We start from the raw sequence: 22,096 nt of genomic DNA on the forward strand, positions 1-22,096 counted from the left end.
AAAGGGAGAATAAGAGCGAATGACACTGTTTACGCTGTTACTGGTGCTGGCATGGGAGCGCTTGTTTAAACTGGGCGAACATTGGCAGTTAGATCATCGCCTTGAAGTGGTGTTTGCTCGTTTACGCCACTTTTCGTTAGTACAAACCATTTTTCTGACTGCGGCGTGGATGGTGCTGGTATGGCTGGTTTTGCGGCTAGTGCAAAATATCTTGTTTGGATTACCCCTTTTACTTATCTGGATACTTATTTGCCTGCTGTGTATTGGTGCGGGTGGAATACGGAAACATTACCGAGCTTATTTGAAAGCTGCCCGTCAAGGCGATGCCCATGCTACTGATAAAATGGCTGAAGAGTTGGCACTTATTCATGGCTTACCGATAAATTGTGGGGAGAAAGCCCGACTGGAATCTCTGCAAAATGCATTGTTATGGATAAACTTCCGTTATTATTTAGCGCCGATCTTCTGGTTTGTCGTTTGTGTTAGCTATGGCCCAGTGGCATTAGCAGGGTATGCGATGTTACGTGGGTATCAAACCTGGTTGGCGCGTCATCACACACCTTTACAACGCTCACAATCTGGTATTGACCGAATTTTGCATTGGCTTGACTGGATTCCGGTGCGGTTAGTGGGTGTTGCCTATGCTTTATTAGGACATGGGGAAAGAGCCTTGCCCGCTTGGTTTGCTTCATTGGGCGACTTCCGATCTTCGCAGTATCAAGTGTTAACCCAACTGGCGCAATATTCGCTGGCGCGAGAGTCTCATTTAGATCCGGTACAAACACCAAGGTCTGCCGTCTCTTTGGCACGAAAAGTCACACTGACGGTAATTGTGGTGGTGGCGTTATTAACGATCTACGGCGCGTTAGTTTAGTCAATCCGGTGTTAGTTGTGTGAGCTGGCTGATAATGATTTATCAGCCATTTTTAATATGAATTTCTATTAGGAATTCTTTCTACTTTGTCTTACTAATGAAAAAACAATCCTAATTGATAAATTTATTTATATATATCAATTTGTTATGTGCTTATGTTTAATGTCGCTGCTGCTGATAATCTGACTTTTTCTCTAACTGAGTGATATTTTATTTTTTCGGAATTATTCTTATTCTAAATAAAAAATAGATATTTTTATGATTTATTATTAGTCCAATTAAATTCCGAGCTATTCCTTTTTATCATTTCACTATTAGCCATATTATCCGCCTGATCAATTTCTATTGGCTTATTTTTTCATGCATTACTCAACTTATTTTCATCTGTGTTTATGTTTCAAACCCATTTGAGTTAATGCGTGTTCGGTTATGCCGGTAACAAATCAGGAATATTATAATGGCCACAATTTTTAAAGGCATAGGGCGTTACTTAGGCAATGACTTTCCTAAGAAAGCCATTGCCTATGCGCAAATAGTTTTACAAGTATTATTAAGTACACTTCCACTGTATTCGGTGAGTTTCAGTACTCAGGCGAACAGTGATATACCGAAAAAAACAGTGCTTTTTAAGCAACTTCATACGCTCACCCCAACCGAAACACTTGAGTCGGTTGCAGCCAGCTATGGCTTATCTATCGATGAGCTTTGGGCGTTAAATATCAATTTATATAACAATCGCAGTGCGTTTGATGCAGTCAAATACGGTGCGGTTGTTTATGTCCCTAATCAGGAAGAAGAACAACGGGCTACCCAGCAAGCCTCTTTGGTTGCTTCTCATTTGTCCCAGGTTGGGAATTCGTTAAGCAGCGAGAACCGCGTCGATGCATTCTCTCGTTTAGCCAAGGGGATGTTGTTATCTTCCACGGCGAAAACGGTTGAGGAGTGGCTAGGCCATATCGGGCAGGCCCAGGTTAAATTACAGACTGATGATAAAAATGATTTCAGCGGATCAGAAATAGATTTATTTATCCCTCTTGATGACCAACCTGAAAAGTTAGCCTTTAGCCAGTTTGGTTTTCGTCGTATTGACCAACGCAATATTATGAATATCGGGTTGGGGCAACGCCATTATGTATCTGATTGGATGTTCGGCTATAACATTTTCTTAGATCAGCAAATATCTGGCAATGCGCATCGACGGGTAGGATTTGGCGGTGAATTGGCGCGAGATTACGTTAAGCTCTCAGCCAACAGTTATCATCGTTTGGGCGGATGGAAGCATTCCGCTAAAGTTGAAGATTATGACGAACGTGCCGCTAATGGTTATGACATCCGCACTGAAGCCTACTTACCTTTCTATCCGCAGTTAGGCGGGAAGTTGATGTATGAGAAATACTTTGGTGATGAAGTCGCTTTGTTTGGCATTAACGAACGGCAGAAAAACCCATCAGCATTAACTGCTGGCGTGAGCTATACCCCGATCCCGTTAGTGAGTTTAGGGCTTGACCATACTATTGGTAATGGTGGGAAAAATAAAACCGGCTTTAATTTTGGTGTTAATTACGAAATTAATACCCCGTGGCAGAAGCAAATAGATCCCGCGGCGGTACAGGCGACGCGGACTCTGGCAGGTAGCCGCATGGATTTGGTCGATCGCAATAATAATATTGTGTTGGAATACCGTAAGCAGCAGGTAGTGACATTAAATCTACCTGATAATATTAGTGGGAAAGAAACACAGATATTACCGATAAATTATACCTTTAATGCCCGTCATGGTTTGGATCGTATCGAGTGGGATGCTGCCGATGTGATTCTGGCTGGTGGGCAGGTGAGCGATTTGGGTAATTTGGCCTATCATGTCGCTTTGCCACCGTATATTGATGGTGCGGCAAATGCTTATGTATTAAGCGGGCGTGCGGTTGATAAAAAAGGGAATTACTCTACTTCCAGCTCAACCAATATTTACGTTACTGGCGTGAATATTAATATTATCAATAGTGTCTCCTCACTAACCCCTGCTACGTTGCCAGCAAATGCGACCAGTCGCTCTACACTTCGGTTGGCTTTAAAGACCGATGCAGGCAAACCGGTCAGTGGTGCCGCGCGCAACATCACTTTTGCGGTGCGCAACGTCACAGGCAATATTCCAAAAATCAGACGTTCTGCTCCTTCGCCAGTGCCAGTGCCGGTGCCGGTGCCAGAGGTAGCGATAAGCGATGTACAGGAAATTCAGACCGGGGTTTATGAAGCCTCGCTGACCAGCAGTAGCACGGTTGGCAGCTTTGCCGTTACGCCAACTGTACGTGGGATTCAGCTGAATCCGATCATTCTGACCCAAATTGCCGATAAAACTACGGCAACAATTCCGGGCAGCTCATCTATTACTCTCTCTACACCAACAATTACTGCTAATGCTACCGATAAAACCAAACTTGAAGTGTTGGTAACTGACGCATTGGGTCATCCGGTGGCTGGCGTTGAAGTTAAGTGGGCAAGTGATTTAAATTCGCCTGGCCTTGAATCCGTTACCAGTATCACTAACGCACAGGGTATTGCAGAAAACGCCTTCAGTTCCACCGTGACCGGTACGGCCAATGTTACTGTGCAGGTAGGTACTGCGGCCCCAGTGAGTGCGGGGGCGATAGAGATAAAGCCAGATAACAACACCATGGCGGTGAAACCCAGTGACTTTACTGTCACTACCACCAGCTCTCAAGTGGTCGCTAATGGTAAAGATACAACCATTTATAAACTGAAGGTTACAGACAAACAGGGCAACGTCGTTCCTGGTGCAGCAGTGGAATGGTCGAGCAATATCGGCTCCTTTGTTCAGGGCAACACGACTACTATCACCGATGCTAATGGGGAAACCTCTATTGAGTTCGTGAGCACCAAGGCAGAAACGGCCAACGTCACGGCGACAGTCGGTGGCAAGCCTTATAACGCTGGCAAGGTGGTCTTTATTGCCGATCGTCAAAGCGGCAAGATTACGTTACTTCCTGTAAGAAAAAATAGTGCTGCGGCCAATGGCACAGATAGTATTACCCTCATTGCCAAAATTATCGATGCCAACGGTAATCCGATTAAAAATGAAGAAATTATGTGGGGGGCAGGCAACCATAAGGTGACGTTTAGCCCTGCAACGGGAAAAACTCAAACTAACGATTTGGGTGAGTCGCAAATTACCCTTACCAGCACTGATGTGGGTAATATCACTATTAATGCACAGGCAGTGAAAGGTGGTTTGGCGCTTAATCAGGTAACTGAAAAGCTGAGTTTCACTGCTGATACTGTTACGGCCAAAATCACTAACTGGTTAGCACCGACTGACACCAAACAGGTTGCTGATGGCCTGGCACTGGTCACTTACAAAGTTGTGGTAAAAGACAGCAACAATCATCCGGTGGCGAATAGCCAGGTTCGTTGGGAAACCAATCTGGGTGAATTCGTGTCGGCACAGGCAACACACACAATAACGACGACTGATAGTCAGGGTGAAGCTACTGTAGATCTCGTTAGTGCTAAGGCCGGTTCTGCCGTGGTTAAAGCCTCGGTTAATGGGATGCAAAGTACATCGTCTGCTAAGGTTGAGTTTATTGCTAACAGCAACAGCGCAACAATCGCCTTAGCACCAATGACTCAGCGTGATTTCGTTGCTAATGATAAAGACAAGGTGACTTATAGCGTTACCGTCGTTGATGCCAGCAATAATCCAGTGACAGCTGAGAATATCACCTGGAAAGATGAGAACGGGCATCCGGTCAGTATTGATAATCCGACGAGTAAGACGGATAGCGCGGGTAAGTCAACGGTCAATATTACTTCCAGGAAAGCGGGCACCGCAAAAGTTAGCGCAACCCTTGCTAATGGGGCTAAAGCTATTGCACCACCTATTACCTTTAATGCCGATCGCCAAACTGCGAAGATCGAAAGTGTGGTTGTGACTGGTAGCAAAGTGACCGCACCTGATGGTTCTGGCTCGATCAGTTACGTGACGACAGTTAAAGATGCTAATGGTAACCCGGTTAGCGGAATGATTCTAAGCTGGGGCAGCAATATCAATAATGTTGCCAACCCGTCAACCACCACCGATGCCAACGGCGTGAGTACACAAACTATCACCGGTACACAGGCGGGCAAGGTTGATCTTTCTGTTCAGTTAACCTCCGGTAATAATGCAGCAACGCCGGTGAAAAATAGTAATGGGGCGGAGTTTGTTGCGGTAACACCAGTGATGACAAATGCGGATTTGTTGTTACAACCGAATATGATCATTGCTGATGGTAAGCAAAGCACCACGCTGAAATTTACACTGCGTGATGCCAACCACAACCCGGTTTCGGGTCAAGAGAGCAAGATTGAGGTCACTCAGTCAGTCGCCAACCATGTAACCGTTGGCGCTATCACTGAATCAGCAGTAAAAGGCGTTTATCAAGCCACTATCACTGGAACCAAAGAAGGTGCGGTGGATTTAACTGCCACAGTTAAGGGTAGTAATGTGAGTAAAACACAGAAGCTAACCTTACAAGCAGATAATAAGACCGCCACGTTGAAGACGGTCACACCGAATATTAAAACTGCCAAAGCTGACGGCAAGGAGAGTATTACTTATACCGCCACCGTGATAGATGCGCAGGGTAACGCAAGCCTGGCTAATGTTTCAGTGGGCTGGAGAACCAATCTGGGTGAGTTGGTGGCGATGAGCAAAACCAATGCATCAGGTGAGGCAACTGTCACCCTGACCAGCAAACAAGCTGGTAACGCTACGGTTACTGCAATCGTCAGCAGCACCAGTCAGATGGATGCGCTACCTGTGACCTTTACCGCCGGTGGCATTGTGACCGCACAATCATCCGCGAGTGTATCGGCGGCGAATCTGGTGGCTGATGGGACTACCACCACCACACTGACAGTTAAGGTCAATGATGCGAATGGCAACCCATTAACCGGCCAAAGCGGGAAAATTAAAGTCACAGCGGCTAACTTCCCAGGTCTGACGTTACCAGGTCAATTTACTGAAGTGTCTAATGGCGTTTATAGCGCAACCATTAGTGGGACTAAAGCGGGTGAGGGCGAAATTGTCACTACCCTTGATGGTGCTGAATTAGCCAAACAGACGCTGAAAGTGATTGCTGATGTGCGCACTGCCAAGATTGCTGAAGTAAAACCGTTGAAGTCCGTATCTGTGGCTGTGGGTGATAAAGTCACTTATCAGGCGGTCATCAAAGATGCTCACGATAACCTGCTGGGTGCCGATATCCCGGTGCATTGGTCAGTCAACCGCGACACACTGATGAGTGGCAAGTTTATTAGCCTAACCAACAACTCTGGCGTGGCAGAAGTTGAAATCAGCCGTGATTTGGCCGGTGATGCTCTGGTTACAGCTGCGGTTGGTAATCACAGTTTGCAGGCCACAGCGGTTAAATTTACTAGTGGTGGGGTGGATATCAGTGCTTCCAATATTCAGTTACTGCAAGGCAACATCATTGCCGATAATTTCGATATCGCTTCCATTCAGGTGGATATTCGTGACAGCAAAGGTAACCCGTTACCTAATCTGGCAAGCCAGATAACCACCTCACCAAAGCATGGCGAAAATGGTCTGGAAATCGAAACCAAAGCTAACTCGTCGGGCGGCTATTTGGTGACGATTAAAGGCACTAAGGCCGGTAATCATGCCATCACGGTCTCTGTTAATGGCAAACCTTTACCAAAAGTTAATTTGGCGCTGGTGGGTGATACGACCACGGCTAAATTAGCTAAGGTTAATCCAAACAAAACGACCTTTAAAGCCGATAATATCGATCAGGTGATTTATACCGCCACAGTAGTTGATGCCAATAATAATCTGTTGGCGGGCTACCCGGTGGCATGGCGTCTGGCGCAGGGCGCAGGTCAGTATGATGGCCTGAGCTATACCAATAACTTAGGTGTTGCGGAAACCAAATTGAGTGCCAGTAGTTTGGGGCAATATAAGATGGTGGCGCAGGTTCGCACACTGGTTATGGCGGCGGCAGATGTAAGTACGGTTGCGGGTGATGTCGATCCAAGCCAATCTGATTTTGTATTAGATGTGGCGAAAATTGATGCCAGCGGCAACACGAAAGCGAAATTAACCGCCACGCTGAAAGACAAATTTGGCAACTTACTGCAAGGCCAGAAAGTTAATGTTAAAGATAGCAATAGTCTGAAAGGCATAAAATTCAGCGCTAACCCAATGACGGATAATAAGGATGGAACTTACAGTACTGTAGTCACCTCAACCGCCAAGGGGGATACCAAATTTATTGCCAGCATCAACGGCATAGATTTGACTCAGCAACCACAACTGCTGGTGGGGAATATTATTCCGCAGTTGGGCTTTGCTAACAGCAAAGATGCAATAACTTATAGTAGTAAAGCTCGTAAAGCACAGGTGTTAACAGGTTTACCTGCCGGAGTTACAGCCCACTGGAGCAGCGATAATTCAGATGTGGCGGATGTTGATGCTACCAGCGGTGAAATTAAGGTATTGAAAGCCGGTGTAGTGAATATTTCAGCGGTAACACTGGCGAATGCAACCTACGCTATGGGGACAGCCAGCTATCAGTTAACGGTGGATAAAGCGGATCCGCAAATTAACTTCCCTGTGACTAAACGGGATTATAAATGGATGGATTCCGTGTCTCCTCAGAACTTTGTATTGTCAAATGCTGATGTCACTCCGAGTGAGTTAAAAACGTTCTGGCAAAGTGACGATAACCGCATCGCCACGGTTGATACCCAGGGAAGAGTGGCTTTAGTTAAGCCCGGTACGACCAAAATAAAAGTTATTTCTGAAGAGAATGAGCGCTTCAAACGTAGTGAAGCCAGCTATGACTTGAGTGTGGCTAAATATAAGCAGCCAATTAGCTTTGCTAACAGTGTGCTAACTAATAAAGATTCAGACTCCGCTATCGTGCAACAGCCTAATGAGAATTTATCGGCGCATACTCACTTGCAAAAGCAGTGGTCATCAGACAATAACTATATTGTTAATATAGCGAAAGATGGGAGCGCCGCAGCATTCACTGGTCCAGGCAAGGCGCGTATTACGCTGAAAGTGGTGGGTAATGATTGGTATGAAGAGCAAAGCGGCTCATACGAGCAGGAGGTTTATGCTAAGCCAAAAGCTACTATTACTGAGACGATAGCAAGGAGTAATAGTGCTGATAAAGTTAATGAAATAGTGTGGTCACCAGTCTTTACCGATGATGATTTGAAGGTAAAACTACGCAGTGAATACTCAGGATATAAACAAGCCACCACTGCCACAGTTAGTTTACTTGATAGCAATGGCAATATAGTGCTTGCTAATGAAACGGTTTATCTACGATATGATCGTGGGATAGAGACGGTTACATTTAAGCCAAAACCAGAGTGGGTAGGTAAAAACCTGAAAATCAAAGTGCTTGCTAGGAATATCAAAGGTCAGGAAAGCGAGACCTTCGGGGCAAATGAAATCAGGGTAGAAAATAACTTTAAACCACATGAGGTTTGGAGGAGTGCAGTTCTTGATAAAAGAACTGCACAGTATGATGGGTATGGCAAACGGATTACAGGAGGATGCCCAATAATTAATAAAGGCCATTATTTAGAGCTTGGTTGGAAAATTAATTTTAGCTTTGATGGTGAGTTACTGCATCCCATGAAGATATCTGAGTTGAATCTTTATGAATGGGGGCCTAGTGGGGATGATAAAAAAGGTTTACCTCTTCCAATTACTGGGTTTTTTAAGAATTTTGAACATGGAACATCGACTAGATTTGTTAATAAATGCCTTGCTGGTGAGAAGGGCGAGGTTACTATAAATACATTTATTGAATATGGTGGTAATCAATATGAATATGAAGGGAAAACGACACTAAAATGGAACGCTTCTGGATTTAGTGTCCACTTAACAACAGATATGTTGACGATTGCAGATAGAGATCAGAGGCCTTAATAGTTTTTTGATATTGACTTGAGATAATGGGTAAATATAAAGCAGGGCTGTAGTGAAAACTACCGCCCTGTTTTTTTATGAATTCAATAAGTTTAATTAACGCTTATTTCTCTGTTTAACCCCATAACCCACCGCCAGCACCAATACCCATACCGGAATCAGTAATACCGAAATCTGAATACCCGGTGTCAGATACATAATCACCAAAATACCGCTCAAGAATAGTAAACATAAATAGTTACTAAACGGATACCAGAAGGCTTTAAATTGCGGGATAACGCCCTGACGGTTTTTCGCCGCACGGAATTTAAGGTGTGCCAGGCTAATCATCGCCCAGTTGATCACCAGTGCGGATACCACTAATGCCATCAGCAATTCAAAAGCGCGGCCCGGAATCAGATAGTTAATCAGCACGCAGAAAGCGGTGGCGAATGCGGAAACTGCAATGGCAATCACCGGAACTCCGCGACCATCGACTTTCAACAGCATTTTCGGGCCATTACCTTGCTTGGCTAAACCGAACAGCATACGGCTGTTACAGTACACACAACTGTTGTAGACCGATAATGCTGCGGTCAATACCACGACGTTTAACACTGTTGCCACTACATTACTGTTCAATGCATGGAAGATCAGCACAAACGGGCTGCCGCCTTCCACTACTTTGCCCCACGGGTAAAGTGACAACAGAATTGCCAGAGAACCGATATAGAACAAAAGGATACGATAGATAACCTGATTAGTCGCTTTCGGGATACTTTTGGCTGGGTCTTCTGCTTCTGCTGCGGTGATGCCGACTAACTCAAGCCCACCAAAGGAGAACATAATTACCGCCATTGCCATCACTAACCCCATGATGCCATTGGGGAAGAAGCCGCCCTGCGCCCATAAGTTGGTGACAGTAGCTTCCGGGCCACCCTGGCCGCTCAGCAATAACCAGCCGCCGAATAGAATCATCGCGATGATAGCGACCACTTTAATGATGGCAAACCAGAACTCCATCTCGCCATATACTTTCACGTTAGCCAGATTGATGGCATTAATCGCGAGGAAGAATACTGCGGCAGAGACCCATGTTGGGATCTCCGGCCACCAATATTGCACATAAATACCGACGGCGGTGAGTTCCGCCATGGCGACTAACACGTACAGCACCCAGTAGTTCCAGCCGGAAGCAAAACCAGCAAAATTGCCCCAGTATTTATAAGCAAAGTGACTAAACGAACCTGCCACCGGCTCCTCAACCACCATTTCCCCTAACTGGCGCATAATCAGAAACGCGATAAAACCGCCAATCGCGTACCCCAGTAACACTGAAGGCCCCGCCATTTGAATGGTCTGCGCGATACCGAGAAATAGCCCGGTACCAATAGCACCACCTAAGGCAATAAGCTGAATGTGGCGGTTTTTAAGCCCCCGCTTTAGCTCCGCACCTTCCTGTTGAATACTCATTATTGCATCCTCTGTCGTTGTCACTATTCACCGGCAAAATGGTTGCCGCGTGCTATGCGTAAGATTTTGATTACATTATTTGTATTATTTTGTTTACGGGTGCTTTTTTCAGAATTTACTCTACTGGCTACCCTTTAAAAGAGAATAGTGGTAGGTGAAAATTATTGCATCTGCTTTTTATTCTATTCGATGAATTTTTCAGCAAAATGCCAATAAAAATGTTGGTGGATGATCAAGCTGTTGTTTGCAGGAAAAGCAGGAATCGACCTTTTTTGCGCAAAAAGTCATCAGTTGGCCATTTTTATAATGGTCATACCAGTTATTAGAAAAAGGAAAGAGAAAATACAGACATTTCTTGAATATGATTGAATTTAAATTCATATAAATAGGATTTAAATTCATAAATAAAATAACTATAACGCTTCAGCTTGCCTAAATATCCGTTTCATAAAAGTTAAAACTCTCAGGTGGCAGGTAATGGTATTACCAACGCTACGTTATCACTTTGCATCGCGCTGTCAGTAAAATTGTTAAAATGTGCTGGGTTTCATGATTTCGGTCAAGGTCCGTATGGACAGGTAGTGAATACTTTGTTACTTTATCGTCACGTTTTTGAAATTGGTATTACCAATTGACTCCGCACCACTCGCAGAGACGATTCACTCAATACGGCTTACAGAAAATATGGCCTACAACAAAATACGTCAGCCCAAATTATCAGATGTTATCGAGCAGCAGCTTGAATATCTGATTTTGGAAGGGACGCTACGCCCAGGTGAGAAATTACTGCCTGAGCGCGAGTTGGCGAAGCAATTTGATGTTTCCCGACCTTCTCTGCGAGAAGCAATCCAGCGCCTGGAAGCCAAGGGGTTGTTGTTGCGCCGTCAGGGAGGTGGCACTTTCGTGCAAACCAATCTGTGGCAAAGTTTTAGCGATCCGCTGGCTGAACTGCTGGCCGACCATCCAGAATCACAATTCGACTTGTTAGAAACCCGTCATGCCCTCGAAGGTGTTGCTGCCTATTATGCTGCACTGCGTGGTACTGATGAAGATCTGCAACGCATTCGTGAATGCCATACTGTTATTCAGCAAGCACAAGACAGCGGCGATTTGGATGCCGAAGCTGATGCTGTTATGCAGTATCAAGTGGCGGTTACCGAGGCGGCACATAATGTGGTGTTACTGCATTTACTGCGCTGCATGGGGCCGATGCTGGAGCAAAACGTTAAACAAAACTTTGAATTGCTTTACTCGCGCCGCGAAATGCTGGCAACGGTAAGCAGTCACCGCGCCAGGATTTTTGAGGCGATTGTGGCACGCGAGCCAGAAAAAGCCCGCGAAGCCTCACACCGCCACTTGGCGTTTATTGAGGAAATCCTGTTGGATCTCAGTCGGGAGCACAGTCGCCGTGAGCGATCTTTGCGTCGGCTCCAACAGCGCAAGGATTAGAAACGATTCATTTAGGTTGCGCCTTAGCAAGACCTCAATAACTCGTTTATACCCTTCTTACTTGAAGCTACAGGGTTGTTAGCTACGTGAACTCACCTGAATCACTGACTTGAGTCAGCTCATCGGGGTTCATTCTCTGACCGCCGTGCTGTAACTCCAATTTCTTTGGGTAGTAGTTCTCATTTGAGAATGATTAGCGGCAACTAAACTGATGGGCCTATCTTCCGGTGTTTTCACCAGGGCACGTGCTTTAGCCTGGGGTTAAAGCACAGGAAGATAGGCTCCAAATAAACCATTAGAAACAGATAAGGAATACCACCATGTCAGAACGTTTAAATAATGACGTGGATCCGATCGAAACCCGCGACTGGCTACAGGCGATCGAATCGGTCATCCGTGAAGAGGGTGTTGAGCGTGCTCAGTATCTGATTGATCAGGTTTTGGGCGAAGCCCGTAAAGGTGGTGTGAGTGTTGCTGCTGGTTCAGCCAGCCGTGATTACATCAATACTATCCCGGTAGAAGACGAACCGGCTTACCCTGGCAACCTGGAGCTGGAGCGTCGTATTCGTTCCGCGATCCGTTGGAATGCCGTGATGACCGTGTTGCGTGCATCGAAGAAAGATCTGGATTTGGGCGGCCACATGGCATCCTTCCAATCTTCCGCGACTTTCTACGAGGTTTGCTTCAACCACTTCTTCCGTGCTCGTAACCAAAAAGACGGCGGCGATCTGGTTTACTTCCAAGGCCACATCTCTCCGGGCGTTTACGCACGTGCCTTCCTTGAAGGCCGCTTGACTCAAGAGCAGATGGATAACTTCCGTCAGGAAGTTGACGGTAAAGGTTTGTCTTCTTACCCGCACCCGAAACTGATGCCTGAATTCTGGCAGTTCCCGACAGTATCTATGGGCCTTGGCCCAATCAGTGCAATCTATCAGGCCAAGTTCCTGAAATACCTGTCTCACCGTGGTCTGAAAGATACTTCAGCACAGACCGTATACGCCTTCCTGGGCGACGGCGAGATGGATGAGCCAGAATCCAAAGGTGCGATCACCATCGCCACCCGTGAAAAACTGGATAACCTGGTCTTCGTTATCAACTGTAACTTGCAGCGCCTTGATGGCCCGGTTACCGGTAACGGCAAAATCATTAATGAGCTGGAAGGTATCTTCAGTGGTGCTGGCTGGCAGGTTCTGAAAGTGATTTGGGGTGGTCGTTGGGATGAGCTGCTGCGTAAAGATACCAGCGGTAAACTGATCCAACTGATGAACGAAACGCTGGATGGCGACTACCAAACCTTCAAATCCAAAGACGGCGCTTATGTGCGCGAACACTTCTTTGGCCGTTTCCCAGAAACTGCTGCATTAGTGAAAGACATGAGCGACGACGAGATCTGGTCTCTGAACCGTGGCGGTCATGATCCGAAGAAAGTCTTTGCTGCACTGAAAAAAGCACAAGAAACCACTGGCAAACCAACTGTTATCCTGGCCCACACCATTAAAGGTTACGGCATGGGCGAAACAGCTGAAGGTAAAAACATCGCCCACCAGGTGAAGAAAATGAACATGGAAGGGGTTCACCACTTCCGCGATCGTTTCAACGTACCTGTTGCTGATGCTGATATCGAAAAACTGCCATACATTACCTTCGAAAAAGATTCCGAAGAGTACAAGTATCTGCACGAACGTCGTCAGGCGCTGGAAGGCTATGTGCCAACCCGTATGCCTAAGTTCACTGAAAAGCTGGAAATGCCAGCATTGTCAGATTTCAGCTCCTTGCTGGAAGAGCAGAACAAAGAAATTTCTACCACTATCGCCTTCGTACGTGCGTTGAACGTGATGCTGAAGAACAAGTCTATCAAAGACCGCATTGTTCCAATCATCGCTGATGAAGCGCGTACTTTCGGTATGGAAGGTCTGTTCCGTCAGATTGGTATTTACAGCCCGAATGGTCAGCAGTACACCCCGCAAGACCGTGAACAGGTTGCTTACTACAAAGAAGACGAAAAAGGTCAGATCCTGCAAGAAGGGATCAACGAACTGGGTGCGGCTTCTTCCTGGCTGGCTGCTGCGACTTCATACAGCACCAACGATCTGCCAATGATCCCGTTCTATATCTACTACTCCATGTTCGGTTTCCAACGTATTGGCGATCTGTGCTGGGCAGCGGGTGACCAACAGGCACGTGGCTTCTTGATCGGTGGTACTTCAGGTCGTACGACACTGAACGGCGAAGGTCTGCAACACGAAGATGGTCACAGCCACATTCAGTCACTGACTATCCCGAACTGTATCTCTTACGACCCGGCTTATGCGTATGAAGTTGCTGTCATCATGCATGATGGTCTGGTGCGTATGTACGGTGACGCGCAAGAAAACATCTATTACTACCTGACCACGCTGAACGAAAACTACCACATGCCAGCTATGCCGCAGGGTGCAGAAGAGGGTATCCGTAAAGGTATCTACAAGCTGGAAACTCTGGAAGGTAAGAACGGTAAAGTACAGTTGCTGGGTTCCGGTTCGATCCTGCGTCATGTGCGTGAAGCCGCTCAGATTCTGGCTAACGACTACGGCGTAGGTTCTGACACCTACAGCGTAACTTCCTTCACCGAACTGGCGCGTGATGGTCAGGACTGTGAACGTTGGAACATGTTGCACCCAACTGAAACCCCACGTGTGCCATATATCGCTCAGGTGATGAATGAAGCACCAGCGGTAGCGTCTACCGACTACATGAAACTGTTTGCAGAGCAGGTTCGTACTTTCGTACCAGCCAGCGATTATCGCGTACTGGGTACTGATGGCTTCGGTCGTTCAGACAGCCGCGAAAACCTGCGTCACCACTTCGAAGTTGATGCTTCTTATGTGGTAGTTGCTGCTCTGGGTGAACTGGCTAAACGCGGTGAAATTGAAGCCTCTGTGGTTGCTGATGCGATTAAGAAATTCAACATCAACCCAGAAAAAGTTAACCCGCGTCTGGCTTAAGAGGTACTGAATAATGTCTATCGAAATCAAAGTACCGGACATCGGTGCGGATGAAGTTGAAGTCACCGAAATTATGGTGAAAGTGGGTGATACCGTTGAAGCTGAGCAATCACTTATCACTGTTGAAGGTGATAAGGCTTCCATGGAAGTCCCTTCACCACAAGCGGGTGTCGTTAAAGAAATCAAAATTGCGGTTGGCGATACTGTTGCGACCGGCAAACTAATGATGATCTTCGAAGCAACAGGTGCCGCAGCGGCTCCTACTCAAGCGGAAGAGAAACCAGCGGCCCCTGCTCCGGCAGCGGCTCCTGCGGCATCGGCGGTTAAAAATGTTGAAGTACCAGACATCGGTGGTGATGAAGTTGAAGTCACTGAAGTGATGGTCAAAGTGGGCGACACTGTTGCCGCTGAGCAATCTCTTATCACGGTAGAGGGCGATAAAGCCTCTATGGAAGTGCCTGCGCCATTCGCCGGTACGGTTAAAGAGATCAAAATCAGCACTGGCGATAAAGTCAGCACTGGCTCTCTGATTATGGTATTTGAAGTGGCAGGTGCTGCGGCACCAGCAGCGGCAACTGAGTCAGCTCCGGCGGCTCCTGCTGCACCGGCGGCGTCTGCTGCAAAAAATGTTGAAGTACCAGACATCGGTGGTGATGAAGTTGAAGTCACAGAAGTGATGGTGAAAGTGGGCGATAAAGTTGCCGCTGAACAATCACTGATCACCGTTGAAGGTGACAAGGCTTCAATGGAAGTTCCAGCACCATTCGCGGGCATCGTGAAAGAGATCAAAATCAGTACCGGCGACAAAGTGAAAACCGGTTCTCTGATCATGGTGTTTGAAGTGGAAGGCGCAGCACCTGCTGCTGCACCAGCCCAGCAAGCCGCTCCTGCTGCTGCACCGGCCAAAGCCGCTCCTGCATCGGCACCTGCTGCCAGCAAAGGTGAGTTCGCTGAGAATGATGCTTACGTGCATGCAACGCCGGTTATCCGTCGTCTGGCCCGTGAGTTTGGCGTGAATCTGGCGAAAGTAAAAGGTACTGGTCGTAAAGGCCGTATCCTGCGCGAAGACGTTCAGGCTTACGTGAAAGATGCGGTCAAACGTGCAGAAGCGGCTCCAGCGGCTGCCACCGGTGGTGGTCTGCCAGGCATGCTGCCTTGGCCGAAAGTTGATTTCAGCAAGTTCGGCGAAATCGAAGAAGTGGAATTGGGTCGTATCCAGAAAATCTCTGGCGCTAACCTGAGCCGTAACTGGGTCATGATCCCACATGTGACTCACTTCGACAAAACTGATATCACCGATCTGGAAGCGTTCCGTAAGCAACAGAACGACGAAGCTGCCAAGCGTAAGCTGGATGTGAAGTTCACCCCGGTGGTGTTCATCATGAAAGCTGTTGCTGCTGCTCTCGAGCAGATGCCACGTTTCAACAGCTCACTGTCCGAAGATGGTCAGAAGCTGACGCTGAAAAAGTACATCAACATCGGTGTCGCGGTAGATACGCCAAATGGCCTGGTCGTTCCGGTATTCAAGGATGTGAACAAGAAAAGCATCACTGAACTGTCCCGTGAACTGATGGCTATCTCCAAGAAAGCGCGTGATGGCAAGCTGACCGCTGGCGAAATGCAGGGCGGTTGCTTCACCATCTCCAGCCTGGGCGGTATCGGGACAACTCACTTCGCGCCGATTGTTAACGCGCCGGAAGTGGCTATCCTGGGTGTCTCCAAGTCTGCGATAGAGCCAGTCTGGAACGGTAAAGAGTTCCAGCCGCGTCTGATGATGCCGATGTCGCTCTCCTTCGACCACCGTGTGATTGACGGTGCTGATGGTGCGCGCTTTATCACTATCATCAACAATATGCTGGCCGACATTCGCCGTCTGGTGATGTAATCGTCAAGGCCGGCCTCGTGCCGGCCTTATTGTTATACCTTTCGTTCTTGAAGTAGCAGGGGTGTTAGCTGCGCGCACTAACCCGAATCACTTACTTGAGTAAGCTCATCGGGATTAGCTTGCTGGCTGCCTACCTGCAACTCCAAGTACTTTAGGTAGATACATAGACAAAAGACAGTTATGAACCGGCTTTGTCGGCTCGTTACATAAGTCGACAAGGTTGTTGAGACACTCGTCACGCGATGCGGCTTTTCAGTTTATTAACAATTCTGTAAACTGCACGCGGTGCAAGCGTCACGGTGGATCAAGGCGTTATGCAATTAATTAGCCTAAAAATGATGTCTGACCCGCCGGACAAACAATTAAGAGGTCATGATGAGTACTGAAATTAAAACTCAGGTCGTGGTACTTGGGGCAGGCCCAGCAGGGTACTCTGCTGCTTTTCGTTGCGCGGATTTAGGTTTAGAAACCATTCTGGTTGAGCGTTACACCACTCTGGGTGGTGTTTGCCTGAATGTCGGTTGTATCCCTTCCAAAGCGTTGTTGCACGTCGCTAAAGTTATCGAAGAAGCTAAAGCATTAGCTGAACACGGTATCGTGTTTGGCGAACCTAAAACTGATATTGATAAAGTACGTGTTTGGAAAGAGAAAGTTATCAATCAGTTAACCGGTGGTTTGGCAGGTATGGCTAAAGGCCGTAAAGTCAAAGTGGTTAACGGTTTAGGTAAGTTCACTGGCGCGAACACCCTGGTTGTTGAGGGTGAAAACGGCCCGACGACCATTACTTTCGATAACGCGATTATCGCCGCCGGCTCTCGTCCAATCCAACTGCCATTCATTCCTCATGAAGACCCACGTGTTTGGGACTCTACTGATGCGCTGGCACTGAAAACCGTTCCTGAGCGTTTGCTGGTCATGGGCGGCGGGATCATCGGTCTGGAAATGGGTACGGTTTACCATGCGTTGGGCTCGAAGATTGATGTAGTCGAAATGGCTGATCAAGTTATTCCAGCTGCTGACAAAGACGTAGTGAAAGTCTTTACCAAACGTATCAGCAAGCAATTCAACCTGATGCTGGAAACCAAAGTGACTGCGGTAGAAGCCAAAGAAGACGGCATCTATGTCACGATGGAAGGCAAAAAAGCGCCAGCAGAACCACAACGTTATGATGCTGTGCTGGTGGCTATCGGCCGTGTACCTAACGGTAAATTGCTGGATGCTGGTCAGGCTGGCGTTGAAGTTGACGAACGTGGCTTTATCCACGTTGATAAACAACTGCGTACTAACGTGCCGCATATCTTTGCTATCGGCGACATCGTGGGTCAGCCAATGCTGGCACATAAAGGTGTTCACGAAGGCCATGTTGCTGCTGAAGTTATCTCCGGCATGAAGCATTACTTCGATCCGAAAGTTATTCCATCCATTGCGTACACTGAACCAGAAGTCGCATGGGTTGGTTTGACCGAGAAAGAAGCCAAAGAAAAAGGCATCAGCTACGAAACCTCCACCTTCCCGTGGGCGGCATCAGGTCGTGCTATCGCATCTGATTGTGCCGACGGTATGACCAAACTGATTTTCGACAAAGAAACACACCGCATCATCGGTGGTGCAATTGTCGGGACTAACGGTGGTGAACTGTTAGGTGAAATCGGTCTGGCAATCGAGATGGGTTGTGATGCTGAAGATATCGCATTGACTATCCATGCTCACCCAACGTTGCATGAATCTGTCGGCCTGGCAGCAGAAATCTACGAAGGTAGCATTACTGACTTGCCTAACCCGAAAGCGAAAAAGAAATAAGTTTTCGCTGACGCAGTAAGATAATAGACGGCTCCTGATGAGGGGCCGTTTTTTTGTTTAAGGGATGGTATAAATCAGGCGCTTTTGATCGCTTAATTATTAGCGTTCAATGAATTTATTGATCAGTAACTTGATCGATCAATAAGTTTAGCGATCAAAGATAGCCCCAGCTCGTAATTGGCTGGGCGAAATATCGAAAGTGCGGCGCAACGCCGTAGCGAAATTCGCCGGGCTGGTATAACCCGCAATAGTTGCCGCTTGATCGATGCTGATCCCTTCTTTCTGGATAGCCAGCATGGCGCGTTTTAAACGGCAATGGCGCAAATACTCAAATACCGTAATGTTGTAGCTTTCACGAAAACGTCGCTGCAAAGTGCTTTGACTCATATTGACCAAACGCGCCAATTCACTCATCGATAGATGGTCTGCCTCGCCACTTTCCAGCCAGTCACGTACTTGCTGGATTCGATTCATGCCGCGTAAAGAGACTTTATTTTGCTGTAACGCCTGCTGCTCCAGCGAACTGAATGCTTCGATAATTAAGCCAATACATTGTGTTTCACAATGCAAACGTTCCAGTGGCGTTGAAAAGGGCGGAGCACTCGCTATTTTCTGGGCGATGGCTTGGGCGTGAACTGATGGCCGCCATAAATGAATCACCAGATGCTGCTGAGTAAAGTTGTATAACGTATCCCAGGAACCGGCTTGCGGTAATAGATCGCCATACAGCCATTCACGGTCAAAGGTGAGAGTCAGAGTGCGCTCATGGTTATTGTTCTTACCGTGGCGAGTAAATAGGGTGTTTTCAGTTAAAGAAACCAGTGAGGCATCGCCCTTTTCCTGCAAATGCAGTTCTTTACCGCCAAATGAGATATGCGCGCTGCCACTGACCACAATCGCTAGTTTTAGTGCCGGATTGAGCTGATTCTGCGTTTTGATATCGTAGAGATTAGTCACATTCGCAGTATGCAGGATCAGATGCGGATTCAGACGCAATACCTGAAAATCGCCATACAAAACCGGATCAGTGGACAATGACTTCGCGCCACTCAGTTGATAGTCGCTGGCCACCAGATTTGATTGCTGCACAATTTGATCGCGATAAATTGGTTTGGATGACGGGGAAATATTGCGCAACTTGTTTTTCTTCACCGCCGACATGATGGCCTCTCCACTCATATTGCTGTTTTGACAACATTGACTTTATAACAAAGGGTTTTGCTGTTTGCACAAACCATTTTTCTGATTGCAAATGTAACAATTAGTCAGATGAATTGATAATGAAAATAATTATCAATCTTGTTCGTTTTTGTTGCCCTATGAATAGATTGGCAGAGACTTTCCTCTGCTGACATTTGCTGTGGGCGTTTGCATCGGGGAAAGTGTAATGAAAGTAAAATGGCAGCGGCGCTCTCTGACGACCTTAGCGAGCTTGATTGGTATCTGTATTTCGACTCCGCTTTGGGCGCAGACACAAGATACCACTCAGTCAGGGTCTGATACAGCCGCAACACAACAAAAAGAAACAACGGCGACTGACAACAAAGCAACCACCGGCGATACCTTGGTGGTCACGGCCCAGCAGCAAGTCCGTCAGGCACTTGGCGCATCGACTATCACGGCGGAAGATATCCGCAAACGACCTCCGGCCAATGATTTGTCTGAAATTATCCGTACCATGCCCGGCGTTAACTTGTCCGGTAACTCAGCCAGCGGTCAGCGCGGGAATAACCGTCAGATTGATATTCGCGGCATGGGGCCTGAAAACACATTGATTATGATTGATGGTATTCCGGTGTCGAGCCGTAATGCCGTACGTTACGGCTGGCGTGGTGAGCGCGATACCCGTGGTGATACCAACTGGGTTCCGGCGAATATGGTTGAGAAAATCGAAGTATTACGTGGGCCTGCTGCTGCGCGCTACGGTAATGGTGCCGCTGGTGGTGTGGTGAATATCATCACCAAACAGCCGGACAAAGAACTGCATGGTAGCTGGAATGCTTACATGAACCTGCCGCAGCACAGCGAAGAAGGTGCGACCCGTCGTACTGACTTCAGCCTGTTGGGGCCACTCAGTGATACCGTCAGTTTCCGCTTATACGGTGGATACAATAAAACTGATGCTGATGATTGGGATATTAACCAAGGCCATGAATCTGCCCGAACCGGTAATCAGGCTGGCACATTGCCTGCTGGGCGTGAAGGGGTTCGTAATAAAGATATCAACGGGTTACTGCGTTGGGAGTTTGCGCAGGGCCAATCCCTGGAGTTCGAGGCGGGCTATAGCCGTCAGGGGAATATTTATGCCGGTGATACACAAAACACCAACAGCAATGCCATTGTGCGCAGCCTGTATGGCGCGGAAACCAACGTGATGTATCGCGATAATTTCTCGTTAACACACCGTGGTTTTTGGGATAACGGCGTCAGTACCACCTCCTATGTGCAGTATGAAAATACCCGCAACTCACGTATTAATGAGGGGCTGGCAGGGGGTACTGAGGGTATCTTCTCTAACAACTATTTCAGTACGATCAAGCTGGACAACTATCTGGCCCATTCCGAGGTTAACCTGCCGTTTGAGTTAGGGGTTAATCAAGTGCTGACAGTCGGTGCGGAATGGAATGACCAGAAAATGAATGACCCGACCTCCAACACCCAGACGACGACTGAGGGCGGTAGTGTCAGCGGTTTGACGGGAACAGGCCGAAATACGCGCACCTCAGCACAGATAGCGTCGGTGTTTGTTGAAGATAATATCGAGCTGACCGATACCACAATGCTGACCCCAGCGCTGCGTTTTGACCATCACAGCACCGCAGGAAGCAACTGGAGTCCAGGGTTAAACCTGTCACAGGAACTGGGCGATTACTTCACCATGAAAATGGGGATTGCCCGCGCCTATAAAGCGCCAAACCTCTATCAAACCAACCCCAATTACCTGCTGTATAGCCGTGGTCAGGGTTGCTATGGCGGTGGCGGTAGCTGTTACTTGATGGGCAATGACGATTTATCAGCAGAAACCAGCGTTAACAAAGAGATCGGTTTCGAATTCCATGATGATGGCATTATTGCGGGTATCACTTATTTCCGTAACGATTACCGCAATAAGATTGAGCCAGGTTTAGTCTCCCTGGGGACGGCCAATGGCGGCACCGGAACTTATGCTAATTCCGATATTTTCAAATGGGAAAATGTGCCAAAAGCGCTGGTTGAAGGGCTGGAAGGTAACCTGACGGTGCCATTCACTGACACAGTGCAATGGAGCAGCAACCTGACCTACATGCTGGAGTCGAAGAACAAATCTACCGGTGATTACTTATCCATCACACCGGAGTTTACCCTGAACAGCTCAGTAAGCTGGCAGGCTACGGATGATTTGTCCTTACTGTCTACCGTGACATGGTATGGGCGTCAGAAACCGAAGAAATATGACTATCAGGGTCTGCCAGTCACAGGTACAGCGCGCAATGAAGTTAGCCCATATGCCATCTTTGGCCTGAGCGCGAGCTACACAGTGACTAAAAATGTCAGTGTGACCACCGGTATTGAAAACCTGTTCGATAAGCGCCAATTCCGTGAGGGTAATGCCCAGAACGTCGCGAATATCGCCGGTGCCGGAGCAGCAACCTACAATGAACCAGGCCGGACATATTTTGTTAGCTTGAATACCCAGTTTTAAATGT

The 22,096-nt window shown here is 47.4% G+C and carries 9 protein-coding genes; 7 read left to right on the forward strand and 2 right to left on the reverse strand.

What is annotated here, in order from left to right:
• Nucleotides 1-19 precede the first annotated feature (19 nt).
• Both ampE and FTB31_RS19545 read left to right on the forward strand, forming a co-directional pair.
• The gene (ampE, locus tag FTB31_RS19540) at nucleotides 20-874 is read left to right on the forward strand and encodes a beta-lactamase regulator AmpE (protein WP_050075914.1); all 855 of its coding nucleotides are present in this window, start codon (nucleotides 20-22) and stop codon (nucleotides 872-874) included.
• A 457-nt stretch (nucleotides 875-1,331) separates the two neighbouring features.
• Nucleotides 1,332-8,840, forward strand: coding sequence for an Ig-like domain-containing protein (locus tag FTB31_RS19545; protein ID WP_227731709.1), 7,509 nt, complete (start codon nucleotides 1,332-1,334; stop codon nucleotides 8,838-8,840).
• Nucleotides 8,841-8,936: 96 nt separating this feature from the next.
• Here FTB31_RS19545 and FTB31_RS19550 read toward each other — a convergent pair whose 3' ends face one another.
• The gene (locus tag FTB31_RS19550) at nucleotides 8,937-10,292 is read right to left on the reverse strand and encodes an amino acid permease (protein ID WP_050075915.1); all 1,356 of its coding nucleotides are present in this window, start codon (nucleotides 10,290-10,292) and stop codon (nucleotides 8,937-8,939) included.
• A gap of 684 nt (nucleotides 10,293-10,976) precedes the next feature.
• Here FTB31_RS19550 and pdhR point away from each other — a divergent pair.
• The 4 genes from pdhR to lpdA all read left to right on the forward strand — a co-directional run bounded on the left by pdhR (nucleotide 10,977) and on the right by lpdA (nucleotide 18,410).
• Nucleotides 10,977-11,741, forward strand: coding sequence for a pyruvate dehydrogenase complex transcriptional repressor PdhR (gene pdhR / locus FTB31_RS19555; RefSeq protein WP_004706218.1), 765 nt, complete (start codon nucleotides 10,977-10,979; stop codon nucleotides 11,739-11,741).
• Between the two features lie 320 nt (nucleotides 11,742-12,061).
• On the forward strand, nucleotides 12,062-14,725 hold the full coding sequence (gene aceE, locus FTB31_RS19560) for a pyruvate dehydrogenase (acetyl-transferring), homodimeric type (protein WP_019080494.1): 2,664 nt from the start codon (nucleotides 12,062-12,064) through the stop codon (nucleotides 14,723-14,725).
• A gap of 13 nt (nucleotides 14,726-14,738) precedes the next feature.
• Nucleotides 14,739-16,610, forward strand: a complete 1,872-nt coding sequence (gene aceF, locus FTB31_RS19565; RefSeq protein ID WP_050075916.1) for a pyruvate dehydrogenase complex dihydrolipoyllysine-residue acetyltransferase — start codon at nucleotides 14,739-14,741, stop codon at nucleotides 16,608-16,610.
• A gap of 375 nt (nucleotides 16,611-16,985) precedes the next feature.
• Nucleotides 16,986-18,410 (forward strand): dihydrolipoyl dehydrogenase, encoded by a 1,425-nt coding sequence (gene lpdA, locus FTB31_RS19570; protein WP_219648334.1) that lies wholly within the window; start codon nucleotides 16,986-16,988, stop codon nucleotides 18,408-18,410.
• A gap of 147 nt (nucleotides 18,411-18,557) precedes the next feature.
• Here lpdA and FTB31_RS19575 read toward each other — a convergent pair whose 3' ends face one another.
• On the reverse strand, nucleotides 18,558-19,571 hold the full coding sequence (locus FTB31_RS19575) for a helix-turn-helix transcriptional regulator (protein ID WP_227731710.1): 1,014 nt from the start codon (nucleotides 19,569-19,571) through the stop codon (nucleotides 18,558-18,560).
• A 226-nt stretch (nucleotides 19,572-19,797) separates the two neighbouring features.
• Here FTB31_RS19575 and FTB31_RS19580 point away from each other — a divergent pair, with 226 nt between their 5' ends.
• Complete coding sequence (locus FTB31_RS19580; RefSeq protein ID WP_139343658.1) at nucleotides 19,798-22,092, forward strand: TonB-dependent siderophore receptor; 2,295 nt, start codon at nucleotides 19,798-19,800, stop codon at nucleotides 22,090-22,092.
• Nucleotides 22,093-22,096: the final 4 nt, after the last annotated feature.

It is taken from the genome of Yersinia proxima (assembly GCF_902170785.1).
GTDB lineage: Bacteria > Pseudomonadota > Gammaproteobacteria > Enterobacterales > Enterobacteriaceae > Yersinia > Yersinia proxima.

Excerpts from the sequence above, each read along its gene's own strand:
- ampE (WP_050075914.1), top strand. The coding sequence starts at position 20 with ATGACACTGTTTACGCTGTTACTGGTGCTGGCATGGGAGCGCTTGTTT.
- FTB31_RS19545 (WP_227731709.1), top strand. The coding sequence starts at position 1,332 with ATGGCCACAATTTTTAAAGGCATAGGGCGTTACTTAGGCAATGACTTT.
- FTB31_RS19550 (WP_050075915.1), bottom strand. The coding sequence starts at position 10,292 with ATGAGTATTCAACAGGAAGGTGCGGAGCTAAAGCGGGGGCTTAAAAAC.
- pdhR (WP_004706218.1), top strand. The coding sequence starts at position 10,977 with ATGGCCTACAACAAAATACGTCAGCCCAAATTATCAGATGTTATCGAG.
- aceE (WP_019080494.1), top strand. The coding sequence starts at position 12,062 with ATGTCAGAACGTTTAAATAATGACGTGGATCCGATCGAAACCCGCGAC.
- aceF (WP_050075916.1), top strand. The coding sequence starts at position 14,739 with ATGTCTATCGAAATCAAAGTACCGGACATCGGTGCGGATGAAGTTGAA.
- lpdA (WP_219648334.1), top strand. The coding sequence starts at position 16,986 with ATGAGTACTGAAATTAAAACTCAGGTCGTGGTACTTGGGGCAGGCCCA.
- FTB31_RS19575 (WP_227731710.1), bottom strand. The coding sequence starts at position 19,571 with ATGTCGGCGGTGAAGAAAAACAAGTTGCGCAATATTTCCCCGTCATCC.
- FTB31_RS19580 (WP_139343658.1), top strand. The coding sequence starts at position 19,798 with ATGAAAGTAAAATGGCAGCGGCGCTCTCTGACGACCTTAGCGAGCTTG.